The sequence below is a fragment of the Rhodococcus sp. KRD162 genome, assembly GCF_017168335.1.
GTDB lineage: Bacteria > Actinomycetota > Actinomycetes > Mycobacteriales > Mycobacteriaceae > Rhodococcoides.
This window is the reverse complement of record NZ_JABFAU010000003.1, coordinates 276,944-289,383: the sequence shown is the minus strand read 5'-3', so window position 1 is coordinate 289,383 and position 12,440 is coordinate 276,944. Positions and strand designations below refer to the sequence as shown.

Below are 12,440 nucleotides of genomic sequence, written 5' to 3'. Positions count from 1 at the left end.
CAGTACTACTACAAGTAGTAGTAGGGAAGAGTCTTTCGGCAGGGTCGTTGGTCCCCTACCGAGTTTCGACCGTCTCCACGGCCGCATCGACCATCGCTCGAACCTCGTCGACAAGACCTCGCGCGCCGAGAGCGACGCCGTTCATCGCCGTGACCCGAGCCGCGAGGGTGACGCTCGAGACGAGCCAGACACCATCTGCCGCAACGAGATCCGCCGGATACAGGTGGCCGCGCTCACACGTCCAACCAGAGGACTCGGCCACCGAGAACAATCCCGCGACCGTGGTGCCGGCCAGAATGCCCTGTTCGGCCGATGGTGTGACCAGAGTCTTACCGCGCGCGAGCACCACCGTCGAGCGCGGACCTTCGAGCACACGCCCCTCGCTACTGAGATAGATCACGTCGTCGGCACCCTGGGCTGCGGCGTGACGCAGCGCGGCCATATTGGTCGCATACGACAACGTCTTGGCCCCGGCGAGCTGCCACGGCGCACCCGCGGAGAAGTCCACCGAATACCCTCGATCGAGGGTGATCACGGACACCCCGTTCGTGCGGGCGGCGCGCACCCGTGCGGGCAAGGGCCCCACCGTCACGTACGCCGTCGGGCCGCCGCCGCCCTCGCGTCCGCGGCTGAGTACCAATCTGAGCACCGCCTCGTCCTCGGACTGTCGCGCCCACAGACCGACGGACCGTTCGACGACGGTGCGCCACTGCTCGAGATCGGGCTCGGGCAGGTCCAGTGCCGTCGCGGACGCTGCCAGCCGGGCCAGATGCAACTCGACTGCACAGGCCGCGCCGCCGCGCACGAGCAGCGTCTCGAACACCCCGTCGCCGCGCACCACAGCCAGATCGTCGGCGAACAGCAACGGCCGATTCGCGTCGTGCACTCGGCCGTCCAACGTCACCACTACCGACTCCGACATGAACGTCACACTAGAGGGCAGCGGGCGCGATCGATCAATCCGCTCGGTCGGCCGTTGCCATCGCGGCGGCGTGCTCATCGAGGTCGAGATCCTCGGCGACGACGACCTTGGTGCCGTTGTAGACCTCGCGGTCGATCTCGCCGTCGGGCTCGGCGACGAGCATCGCGACGAACGTGTCTCCGTTCACGTTGAGGAAGGTACGGAAGATCCCGGCGAACCAATCCACCGCAATCAGCAGGCCGACGGCCGCGAAGGGAAGGTCCAGCGAGGTCGCGAGGAACATCGCGACGACGGGGAATCCGCCGGGCACGGTGATGGTGCCCATGTTGAGCAGCACCGCCAGGCCCATGCCCAGCACGATCTGTCCGAGGCTCAGATCGATGTTGCCCGCCTGCGCGAGGAACATCACCACGATCATGTAGTTGAGAACGGCACCGTACGAGCCCATCGTCAGCCCGATCGACAACGTGAAGTTGGCGACCTTCTGACTGACGCCGACCTTCTCGACGGTGTTGCGTAGCACCGTGGGGAACGTGACGGCCGAGCTCGTGGTCGTCACCGCGACAGCCGTCTGTTCGGTGAGTTTGCTCGGCAGCTTCCACGGGCTCAATCGAGTCCGCATCGTCACGACCACGACGAAGAGCGCGAACAGAATCAACACCCCGAGCAGTGTCGTACCGAGGTAGCTCAGCGCGGTGGACACCACGGAGAAGCCGACATCACCGGCGAGCGCGGCGAGCAGGCAGAACACACCGACCGGGGCGATGACCATGACGAGGCGGATCATCGTCAGGACGATCTGCTGAATCTGGTCCATGAACGAGAGCACCTGGGTGTTGCCGGTCTTGGTGATGTGACTGCGCAGCGCGATGCCGAAGAGCAACGAGAAGACGATGATCGGCACCATCGTCGCCGTCGACATGGCGTCGAAGACGTTGGTGCTGACGAAGTTGAGCAGCGTGTCCTGCCAGCCGAGTGTCTCCTTCGCCGATTCCTCCAGCGAGGGATCGAGCTGCTGGGTGAACACCATGCCCGCGCCCGGCCTGATGATGCTGCTCAGCACCCAGGCCAGTACTGCCGCGACGACCGAGAACCCGATCATCCATTTGAAGGTGCGGAAGGCGATCTTCCCTGTTCCCGCCCCGGCCATCGATCCGGTGGCGACGATCACCGAGGCCATCACCAGCGGCACGATCGACATCTGGATCAGTCTGATGAACAGATCGCCGATGAACTTCAGGTTTGCGGCCCACTCGCCGACCACCAGCCCGAATACGATGCCGCCGATCGCGGCGAGGCCGATCTGCGCGGCCGGATGCGCCAGTTTCTTCATGGGTCGACACGCTAGGTCCGTGTGTTCGCGCCGCTGTGTCGTCGCCGTTTCGGGGGTGTAACGCGACCGGTCACCGAGTTGCCGCGCCGACGGGCTCCTAGTATGGAGATGTGTCCGACACAGTCACGATCAGCCCGAGCCCACTTCTGACACTCCCCGGCGCAGTGCCCTCCCCCGACGACACCGTCGATGCCGGGGTGGCCTGGCACTACGGCAATCCGTTCGCCGAGCAACGCGATGCGGTCAGCGGTGCTGCTGTCATCGATCGATCCCACCGTTTCGTGCTGGCCATCAGCGGAGACGAACGCCTGAGTTGGTTGAACACGATTTCGAGCCAACTCGTCTCGGACCTGCCCGACAGCAGCTCGGCGGAGAACTTGAGTCTGGACGTCAACGGCCGCATCGAGCATCACTTCGTCCAGACCGATCTGGCCGGCGTCACGTACATCGACACCGAGCGCGCTGCCGGACCGGATCTGCTCTCGTTCCTGAAGAAGATGGTGTTCTGGGCCAAGGCCGAACCCCGTCAGGCCGACGAACTCGCCGTTCTCACCGTCCTCGGTTCCGACGCGGCGGCGGTACTCGCGAAGGCCGGGCTGCCGGTTCCGGGCGAGATCTACGGTGCGTCGCCGGTCGATGGCGGCGGTTTCGTTCGACGGATGCCCTGGCCGGGCAAGAACTCGTACGACGTGGTGATTCCCCGCGCAAACCTGAGCCACTGGTTCCTGCACCTGCGTGATTCCGGGGCCACCTCGGCCGGAACCTGGGCGTTCGATGCGTTGCGGGTGGAATCGTTGCGTCCGCGCGTGGGCGTGGACACCGACGAGAAGACCATTCCGCACGAGGTTCGCTGGATCGGCAGCGCCGCCGAGTTCGGCGCTGTCCATCTGGAGAAGGGCTGCTACCGCGGCCAGGAGACGGTCTCCCGCGTACACAATCTGGGCCGCCCGCCCCGGCACCTGGTGCTGCTGCATCTGGACGGTTCTGCCGACGGCCGTCCCAGCACCGGGGATCCGGTGACCGCAGGCGGGCGCTCGGTGGGTCGGCTGGGCACTGTGATCGATCACTTCGAGCTGGGCCCGATCGCGTTGGCTCTGCTCAAGCGGACCGTTCCGGCCGACACCGCCCTCGAGGCCGGTCCGTGTGCCGCGTCGATCGATCCTGATTCGATCCCGTCGTACGACGACGTCCAGGCCGGTCGCGCTGCGGTGGACCGCCTGCGCGGCCGATGAGCGTGGACAGCTGTCGCCGGGTGCGTCGGTGTTCGGCACCTTCGATGGGCCGCGAGGCGGCAGCGACACATCGAATCCCGACGGAGACCATGACGCGCAGCACGTAGATTTTCGTGTCGCGGCACAAAAATAGTTTGCTTGTGCACGGAAATGCGCAGGTACAGGCGGCGCAGGCCCCAACTCCGGGCGTGTCGAGTGGGCGTGCCCGCCGCCAACACGTGGCGCCGTCTGCGCATCGCGGCGATTCGCGCGCTAGAGTGTGTGCCAGGAAGAAATACCAACTCTAACGGGGCCGCCAAATTTCCCCAGGCCGCCCCGCAAGTCCGCGAGGGGGCACCGCCATGGGCCGAGGTAGGGCTAAGGCAAAGCAGACAAAAGTCGCTCGTGAGCTCAAGTACAGCTCGCCGACAACGGACTTGGAGAGTCTGCAGAGAGAACTCTCCGGTGGTTCGTCCAACTCCCATCGTGGCATCCACTCTGACTCGGACGTGCATTCCCGAGTCGAGGAAGACGAGTACGAGGACTGGCGACGCTAGTTTTGTGCACTGAACGACTGAGGGGGAGCCGCTGAGCGGCTCCCCCTCACTTGTTCGTCCGGTGCTCGGACGATCGGCAACTTGCCGATCAGAACCTCGGGTGGTTGCCCAGCATCAGTGCACGCTCGTCGGCCACGTCCTTGGCGGTGGCCTTCTTCACCGTGCCCAGGGTCCAGCACTCGATGTGCCGTGCCGTCAGCACGGCCAGCGCACGATCGACGTCCTCGGGTGCCACGATCGCGACCATGCCGACGCCCATGTTGAACGTCTGCTCCATTTCGGCGCGCTCGACGCGCCCGCGCTGCGCGATCAGCGAGAAGATCGGGGCCGGGCTCCACGTGGTGCGGTCCAGTTCGGCTACCAACCCTTCCGGCATGACCCGGGAGAGGTTGTTGGCCAGACCCCCGCCCGTGACGTGGCAGAACGTGCGCACATCGGTCTCGGCGGCGAGGGCGAGGCAATCCTTGGCGTAGATCTTGGTGGGTTCGAGCAGTTCCTCACCGAGGGTGCGGCCGAATTCCTCGACGTGTCCACCGAGATCCATGTGGTTGATCTCGAGCAGCACCTTGCGAGCGAGGGAGTAGCCATTGGAGTGCAGGCCGGACGATCCCATGCCGATGACGACGTCGCCGGGACGCACCCGCTCGGGGCCGAGGATCGAATCGGCCTCGACGACGCCGATGCCGGTGGCCGAGAGATCGTAGTCGCCGTCGGCCATCAGCCCCGGGTGCTCGGCAGTCTCGCCGCCGAGCAGCGCGCAGCCGGCGATGACGCAGCCTTCCGCTATCCCCTTGACCAGTTCGGCGACCTGCTCGGGAACCACCCGCCCCACAGCGATGTAGTCCTGCAGGAACAGTGGCTCGGCTCCGCAGACCACGAGATCGTCGACGACCATCGCCACCAGGTCGAGGCCGAGGGTGTCGTGCTTGCCGAGGGCCTGTGCCACCGCGACCTTGGTGCCGACGCCGTCGGTGGACGCGGCCAGGACGGGCTCGCGGTAGTCGCCCTTGAGCGCGAAGAGACCGGCGAAACCACCGAGACCGCCCATGACCTCGGGCCTGCTGGCCTTCTTGGCGAGCGGCGCGAACAGCTGCACTGCTCGATCTCCTGCGGCGATGTCGACCCCGGCCGCCGCATAGGAGGCACCGCCCGAGTGAGTTGCGCTCGTGGGTTGGGATTCCTCGGTCATTCGGCTCCAGCCTGTGTACTCGTTCATGTCAGCGCCCGTTTCAGGCGCAGATAGCGCCCTAACGGTACCGGAGTGCCCGGTGACGAGAAGAATTCACGTGTGCAGGCGCTTGCCCGGAATCGCCGCCAACAACTTCTTGGTGTAGTCCGCTTCGGGGGATCGCAGAATCTTCCACGGGGTTCCCACCTCGACGACTCCCCCGTCACGGAGCACCACCACGCGGTGCGCGACGCGATCGACCACCGCGAGATCGTGACTGATGAACAGGCACGCGAAGCCGAATTCCTGTTGCAAGTCCTCGAACAGGTCCAGGACGGCTGCCTGGACCGATACGTCGAGTGCACTGGTCGGCTCGTCTGCGACCACCAGATCCGGGCCCAACACCAGTGCGCGCGCCAGGCTGACCCGTTGTCGCTGACCACCGGACAACTCGTGTGGGTAGCGCTTGTCGGTGCCGGACGGCAGTTGGACGGCGTCGAGCAGTTCGGTCGTCCTGGCCGCGATCGCATCCGCGGAGCCGTACTTGTGCACGATCATCGGCTCGGCAATGCACTGTCCGACGGTCAGCCGGGGGTTCAACGACGCCGACGGGTCCTGGAAGACGAAACCGAATCGCTTGCGCAACGGCTTGAGCTTGCGTTCGCTCATGCCGGCAATGTTGCGTCCCATCACCGTCACGGTTCCATCGGTCGGCTTCTGCAGGGCGGCCACACATCGGCCGATCGTCGACTTGCCCGAGCCGGATTCGCCCACCAGGCCGAGGGTTTCCCCGCGGTGGATGGTCAGTGAGACATCGTCGACCGCGCGGAACGCCGGTGAGCCGACACCGCCGGAGAACTGCACCACCAGATGCGAGACGTCGAGTACCGGCTCGCCCGAGGTGTCGACGGTCTTGTCGGACTCCACCGCGGCGAGAGTAGGCACGGCGGCGAGCAGCTTCTTGGTGTATTCGTCGGCTGGTGCGTCGAACAGTTGCGCCACGGGGGCTTCCTCCACGACGCGGCCGTTCTGCATCACGACGACGCGGTCCGCCAGATCGGACACCACACCCATGCTGTGGGTGATGAGCACGATGGCGCAGCCCAGCCGATCCTTGAGATCGCGTAGCAGTTCGAGGATTTCGGCCTGCACAGTGACGTCGAGTGCTGTGGTCGGCTCGTCGGCGATGATGACCTTCGCCTCGCACGAGATGGCGATGGCGATCATGACGCGTTGCTTCTGGCCACCCGACAGTTCGTGCGGGTAGTACGAGAAGCGTTGCTCGGGGCTGGGCAATCCCACCATCGTCAACAACTCGACGGCACGTGCCTTCGCGTCCTTGCTGTTCATCCGCTTTCCGTCGCTGCCCGGATGCGCCCGCAACGCTTCGACGATCTGATACCCGATGGTGAACAACGGGTCGAGGGCGCTACCCGGTTCCTGGAACACCATCGAGATCTTGTTGCCGCGCATCTGCGCCCAGGCCTTGCTGCTCAGCGTTGTCACGTCCTGCCCGCCGAGTATCACGTGCCCTTCGACGCGGGCCGTGTCGGGCAGCAGCCCGATGGCCGAACGGACGCTGACCGATTTACCCGATCCGGATTCGCCCACCACCGCGAGCACCTCGCCTGGGTACACCTCGAACGAGACCTCGGAGACGGCATCGACCTCACCCGCGTCGGTGAGGAACGTGACGGACAGCTTCTTCACCGACAGAGCGGACTCCCCGGGTGCGTTCTCGTGCGACGCCGCGACGCTCGTGGTCATACCTTCACCGCCTTCTTGAACTTCTTGCGGGTGCGCAGCAGCGGATTGAGTGTCTCGCTTGCACTTTCACCGACCATGGTCAGACCGAGCACCACCAGTACGATGCCCAGGCCCGGGAACACCGACGTCCACCAGATGCCGTTGGAGATATCGGGCAGGGCCTTGTTGATGTCGTATCCCCATTCCGAGGCCGAGGTGGGTTCGATACCGAAGCCGAGGAAGCCGAGTCCGGCCAGCGTGAGAATGGCCTCTGCACCGTTGAGGGTGATGATGACCGGCAGCGTCTGCACCACGTTGGCGAGGATGTGGCGGAACAGTATTCGAGGAGTGCCTGCCCCGGTCACCCGGGCGGCGTCGACGTACGGTTCGGTCTTGATCGCAACCGTGGCGTTGCGTACGACACGGAAGTACTGCGGGACGAAGATCGCCGTGATCGCGATGGCCGCGGATGCGATACCGCCGAAGCTCGACGACTGTCCGCCCGCGACGACGATCGAGATGACCACCGCGAGAAGCAGAGACGGAAACGCGTACATCGCGTCCATGAAGAGCACCAGCACTCTGTCGAACCAGCGGCCGATATAACCCGAGGCCAACCCGAGTGGCACACCGATGATCAGCGAGAGCAGCAAGGAGGACGCGATCACCATCAATGCTGTTCTCGCGCCGTAGATCACGCGTGAGAAGACGTCCTCGCCGCGAACCGATGTGCCGAACCAGTGTTCGGCGGACGGAGCCGCCTGCCGTGCGAAAGCCTGACCGGCATCGCTGGTCTGCGAGAACCCGTACGGTGCGAGCAGCGGAGCGAACACCGCGGCGATCACGAACACCACCATCAGGGCCAGGCCGACGAGCAGCGTGACGCGCTGCAACCCGGAGGTGGACTTGACGAACGCGACGCCGGGAAATCCTCGACGATGCGGACGGGCGGCAGGTTCTTCCGACAGCACTACTTCGGTGGTCATCAGAACCTCACTCTCGGGTCGATGAGGGCGACGATCGCGTCGGTGAAGAAGCTCACCACTGCAACCACCACGGCCAGGAACGTCACGATGCCCTGCACCGCAACGAAATCGCGGGCCTGCAGGTAACGGGCGAGTTCGTATCCCAACCCCTGCCACTCGAAGGTCGTCTCGGTGAGGACCGCACCTCCCAGTAGTACGGCTATCTGCAGGCCGATGACGGTGACGATGGGAATCATCGCGTTGCGGAACGCATGGCGGCGCGTCACGGTGCCGTCGCCGAGTCCGCGAGCACGTGCAGCATCGACGAACGGTGCCTGCAACGTCTGAATCAGGTTGACGCGCACCAGCCTCAGGAAGACACCGGCGGTGAGCAGGCCGAGCGCCAGGGCGGGTAACACGGCGTGTTCGAGTACATCGATGGTGTAGCCGGTGTCCCCGTAGAGGAAGGAATCGACTATCAGAATGTTGGTCTTGGGCGAGACGTTCTGCAGTGCCAGTTCGACATTGGTGCTGGCTCGACCGGCGACGGGCAACCAGCCGAGCTTGACCGCGAACAGCAACTTGAGCAGCATGCCGACGAAGAACACCGGGGCGGCGTACGCCAGGATCGCGAAGATCCGCAGCGAGGCGTCTCCGAATCGATCGCGATGGGTCGCGGCGAAGAAGCCGAGCGGGATTCCGACCGCGAACGCGACCAGCAAGGCCCAGAAGGCCAGCTCCAACGTGGCGGCCCCGTTGACGAGCAATACATCGCTGATCGCTCGGTTGTCGGTGGCGGACCGGCCGAAGTCGCCGCGCAGCAAACCGGTCAGGTATTCCCAGTACTGGGTCAGAATCGGCCGATCGTAGCCGGCCTCTGCCTTGCGCTGGGCAATCTGTTCGGCGGGCAAACGGCCGCCGAGAGCGGCGGTGATCGGATCACCGATCACCCGCATGAGAAAGAAGACGACGGTGACGAGAATCCAAGCAGTCGGGATGATCAGCAGAAACCTGATTCCGAGATAGCGGGCGAGCGCGCCGTATCGGGACGGCGCGCTCGCCTGCTGTGCGTGCTTCTCGCCCGCTACCGTGGTGCTGTCGGTAGTGGGCACCGGTTCAGCTCTTGGCGAGCGTGACGAACCGGAACTTGAACGAGGCGTCGAGGGTCTCGTCCACACCACTGATCGAGTCGGTGGCCACGGCGATCTGCTTGCCTTCCAACAGCGGAAGGGTCGGCAGGAAGTTCGTCGCGAGTTCGTTCTGGATCTGTCCGATGATCTGCATCCGAGCATTCTCGTCCGCGGTGGTGCGCTCGAGATCGAGGAGTGAGGTGATCTCCGGGCTCTCGAAGTGCGACTGCAGGAAGTTGTCCGGCGCGAAGAACGGCGTCAGGTAGTTGTCCGCATCGGGGTAGTCCGGGAACCAACCGAGCTGGTACACCGGGTATGCGTCGGCGACGCGTTCCTTGGTGTACGTGCTCCATTCGGTGGACTGCAGGTTCACATCGAACAGGCCGGTCGAGTCGAGCTGGTTCTTGATCGCGGCGTATTCCTCGCTCGAGCTCGAACCGTAGTGGTCCGGGTTGTACTGCAGGTTGACCTGAACCGGGGTGGCGACACCTGCTGCAGAGAGGAAACCTGCTGCCTCGTCGCGGTTGGGCGTCGTGCCGTACACATCGCCGTACGCGGTGTTCGCGCCGGCTAGGCCGGTGGGAACCACGGAGTAGAGCGGAGTGTAGGTGCCCTTGTACACACCGTCCGACAGCGCCTGACGATCCACCGAGGACGCAATCGCCTTGCGGACGGCCAACTTCTGCTCGGGAGTGTTGCCGGGCATCGTGTCCAAGTTGAAGACCATGTAGCGCGTTTCGCCGCCGGGGCCCTCGTGCACCGTCAGACCGTCGACGCCGCCGAGAGATTCGATATCGGTCGGCGTCAGCGAACGCCAGGCGACGTCGATCGCCTTGTTCTGCACGTCCAGCTTGAGATTGTCCGAGCTGGTGTAGTACTTCGCGTTGATCGATGAGGTCTTCGGCGTTCCGAGGATGCCGTTGTAGTCACCGTTCGCGGTGAAACTGACAAGGGAGTTCTTGGCGTAACTCGAGATCGAGTACGGACCGGCGAACGGAGTAGCCGCCACGATGGCGTCGTCGTCGAGGACCTTGTCCGCCGGGAACACGGTCTGGTCGACGATCGGCCCTGCCGGAGTAGCGAGAATCTGCGGGAAGGTCTGGTCGTTGGCGGACTTCAGGGTGAACTCGACGGTCTTCTCGTCCGGTGTGGCGACGCTGTCGAGGTTCGTCAACAGCGATGCGGGCCCGTTGGGATCGTTGATGGCCACCACGCGATCGAAGGAGAACTTCACGCTCTCGCTCGTCAACGGGTTGCCGTTCGCGAATTTCAGATCATCTTTGAGCGTGCACTTGTACACGGTCGGCTCCGCGAAATCGCAGCTCTCGGCGATATCGGGCTCGAGCTCGGAGCTGCCCGGCGCGAAGTTCATCAGGAAGGGATAAACCTGATTCATCAGCATGAACGAGCCGTTGTCGTACGAGCCCGCCGGATCCAGCGAGGTCACCTGGTCGGTGGTACCGACCGTGATGGTCTCGCCGCCGCTGTCGCCGGATCCACCGGCGTCGGTGCGTCCCGAACCGCAGGCTGCGGCGGTCAGTGCAAGTACCGACAGTGCTGCCACTGCAGCGGTCTTCTTGCCGTGCTTACGCGCGGCTGTCCTCGATGCGGCGCTGTAGCGCTGCATGCGTCCGTCGTCGGGCGACAGGGTCATCTGAGCCTCTATCCAATTCGGTGTGTCCTATGTAACTCGGGACAGTACCGATGGACTGTTTCGAATATGTGGCATTGAGAAAACCCCGCTGTTCCGTATCGGAAAAACCCAGCTCAGGGACGACTGAGAGCGCTCACGTTCGCGTCGTTGTCCACAGGCTGCCCGGCCGCCGAGGCCAGCAGGCCCTCGAGAACGTGTTTGCCGAGCGCGTTGTCGGCAGGCAGATCGATGGGGTACTTGCCGGTGAAACACGCTGCGCACAGCCGCGATTCGGGCTGTTCCGACGCCGCGATCATGCCGTCGATGGAGATGTACCCCAACGAATCGGCACCGATCGCCTGCCGAACGCCCTCGAGAATGCCGTCCTCGGATTCGACGCCGTTGGCGATCAGCTCTGCGGGAGAAGCGAAGTCGATGCCGTAGAAGCACGGCCAGCGCACCGGCGGGGAGGCGATGCGTACGTGAATCTCGAGTGCGCCCGCTTCTCGCAGCATCCGGATCAGCGCGCGCTGAGTGTTGCCGCGGACGATCGAATCGTCCACCACCACCAGCCTTTTGCCCCGAATGACCTCTTTGAGAGGATTGAGCTTGAGCCGGATGCCGAGCTGGCGGATGGTCTGTGACGGTTGAATGAACGTGCGGCCCACGTACGCGTTCTTCATCAGCCCCTGGCCGTAAGGAATACCGGACCCCTGGGCGAAACCGACCGCTGCCGGAGTTCCGCTCTCGGGCACCGGAATCACCAGATCGCCCTCGGCCGGATGTTCCTTCGCGAGGCGTCGTCCGATCTCGACGCGAGTGGAGTGCACCGAACGCCCCGCGATCACACTGTCGGGCCGGGCCAGATACACGTACTCGAAGACGCACCCCTTGGGCTCGGGTGCGGCGAAACGTGAGGAGCGAACGCCATCGGCATCGATCGCCAGCAGCTCACCGGGCTCGATATCGCGGACGAACGCAGCACCGACGATGTCGAGGGCAGCGGTTTCGCTGGCGACCACCCAACCGCGGTCGAGGCGGCCGAGGCACAGCGGCCGAACGCCGTGCGGATCACGCGCCGCGTACAGGGTGTGCTCGTCCATGAACGTCAAACAGAACGCACCTTTGAGCTGCGGCAGCAACTCCATCGCCGCCTGCTCGACGGTGCAATCGGCCGCCTTGTGCGCCATCAGCGCCGTCACCACATCGGAATCCGAGGTGCCATTTCCCTGCAGCCGATCGCTGATCAGGCCCGCCTCGCGGGCCTTGGTGGCGAGCTCCGCGAAATTCACGAGATTTCCGTTGTGGCCGAGCGCAATCCCGGTACCCGCAGGTGTGGTGCGGAAGATCGGCTGCGCGTTCTCCCACGTCACCGAACCGCTGGTGGAGTAGCGGCAGTGCCCGATGGCCACGTGCCCGGGCATCGCTCCGAGCGTCTGCTCGTCGAACACCTGACTGACGAGGCCGAGGTCCTTGAACACCAGCACCTGGGAACCGTCGGACACCGCGATTCCGGCTGCTTCCTGGCCGCGGTGCTGCAGTGCATACAGGCCGTAATACGAGAGTTTGGCCACATCCTCGCCCGGTGCCCAGACTCCGAACACTCCACATTCTTCGCGTGGCTCGGTCTCGGGTTCGTCGAGGGGTGTGCCTAGCAGAAGATTCGGACTGTCGACCGACAAATCGGCGTTGGTCACGGGCATTGCTCCCTTGGGGGACGGGGCGGGGGGCCGCGCCCGAGTCTACTGGCACACGACCGCAGTAGCCGCATCGTG

General features: G+C 64.6%; 10 protein-coding genes. 2 read left to right on the top strand and 8 right to left on the bottom strand.

The window, feature by feature from the left end; genetic code table 11:
• Window positions 1-55: 55 nt before the first annotated feature.
• Entirely contained in the window at window positions 56-922 is an 867-nt protein-coding gene (locus J1M87_RS03765) for an aminodeoxychorismate lyase (protein ID WP_206487943.1), read from the bottom strand.
• Window positions 923-956: 34 nt separating this feature from the next.
• Entirely contained in the window at window positions 957-2,255 is a 1,299-nt protein-coding gene (locus J1M87_RS03760; protein WP_206487942.1) for a dicarboxylate/amino acid:cation symporter, read from the bottom strand.
• Between the two features lie 110 nt (window positions 2,256-2,365).
• Here J1M87_RS03760 and J1M87_RS03755 point away from each other — a divergent pair, with 110 nt between their 5' ends.
• Window positions 2,366-3,487, top strand: a complete 1,122-nt coding sequence (locus J1M87_RS03755; RefSeq protein ID WP_206487940.1) for a folate-binding protein YgfZ — start codon at window positions 2,366-2,368, stop codon at window positions 3,485-3,487.
• 341 nt (window positions 3,488-3,828) lie between these two features.
• On the top strand, window positions 3,829-4,023 hold the full coding sequence (locus J1M87_RS03750) for a DUF3073 domain-containing protein (RefSeq protein WP_082073787.1): 195 nt from the start codon (window positions 3,829-3,831) through the stop codon (window positions 4,021-4,023).
• An 88-nt stretch (window positions 4,024-4,111) separates the two neighbouring features.
• Here the strand turns inward: J1M87_RS03750 and purM are convergent, their stop codons facing one another.
• The 6 genes from purM to purF all read right to left on the bottom strand — a co-directional run bounded on the left by purM (window position 4,112) and on the right by purF (window position 12,362).
• On the bottom strand, window positions 4,112-5,212 hold the full coding sequence (gene purM, locus J1M87_RS03745; RefSeq protein WP_206487937.1) for a phosphoribosylformylglycinamidine cyclo-ligase: 1,101 nt from the start codon (window positions 5,210-5,212) through the stop codon (window positions 4,112-4,114).
• Window positions 5,213-5,305: 93 nt separating this feature from the next.
• Window positions 5,306-6,958, bottom strand: a complete 1,653-nt coding sequence (locus J1M87_RS03740; RefSeq protein WP_206487935.1) for an ABC transporter ATP-binding protein — start codon at window positions 6,956-6,958, stop codon at window positions 5,306-5,308.
• Window positions 6,955-7,923, bottom strand: a complete 969-nt coding sequence (locus J1M87_RS03735; RefSeq protein WP_206487933.1) for an ABC transporter permease — start codon at window positions 7,921-7,923, stop codon at window positions 6,955-6,957. The genes J1M87_RS03740 and J1M87_RS03735 overlap by 4 nt, the downstream gene beginning before the upstream one ends.
• Entirely contained in the window at window positions 7,923-8,918 is a 996-nt protein-coding gene (locus tag J1M87_RS03730; RefSeq protein WP_206488754.1) for an ABC transporter permease, read from the bottom strand. The genes J1M87_RS03735 and J1M87_RS03730 overlap by 1 nt, the downstream gene beginning before the upstream one ends.
• A 100-nt stretch (window positions 8,919-9,018) precedes the next feature.
• Window positions 9,019-10,659 (bottom strand): ABC transporter substrate-binding protein, encoded by a 1,641-nt coding sequence (locus tag J1M87_RS03725; RefSeq protein WP_374222358.1) that lies wholly within the window; start codon window positions 10,657-10,659, stop codon window positions 9,019-9,021.
• A 140-nt stretch (window positions 10,660-10,799) separates the two neighbouring features.
• Entirely contained in the window at window positions 10,800-12,362 is a 1,563-nt protein-coding gene (gene purF / locus J1M87_RS03720; protein WP_206487932.1) for an amidophosphoribosyltransferase, read from the bottom strand.
• Between the last annotated feature and the right edge of the window lie 78 nt (window positions 12,363-12,440).

Coding starts and splice junctions, on each gene's coding strand:
- J1M87_RS03725 (WP_374222358.1), bottom strand. CDS start 10,659: ATGCAGCGCTACAGCGCCGCATCGAGGACAGCCGCGCGTAAGCACGGC.
- J1M87_RS03750 (WP_082073787.1), top strand. CDS start 3,829: ATGGGCCGAGGTAGGGCTAAGGCAAAGCAGACAAAAGTCGCTCGTGAG.
- purM (WP_206487937.1), bottom strand. CDS start 5,212: ATGACCGAGGAATCCCAACCCACGAGCGCAACTCACTCGGGCGGTGCC.
- J1M87_RS03760 (WP_206487942.1), bottom strand. CDS start 2,255: ATGAAGAAACTGGCGCATCCGGCCGCGCAGATCGGCCTCGCCGCGATC.
- J1M87_RS03765 (WP_206487943.1), bottom strand. CDS start 922: ATGTCGGAGTCGGTAGTGGTGACGTTGGACGGCCGAGTGCACGACGCG.
- J1M87_RS03735 (WP_206487933.1), bottom strand. CDS start 7,923: ATGACCACCGAAGTAGTGCTGTCGGAAGAACCTGCCGCCCGTCCGCAT.
- J1M87_RS03740 (WP_206487935.1), bottom strand. CDS start 6,958: ATGACCACGAGCGTCGCGGCGTCGCACGAGAACGCACCCGGGGAGTCC.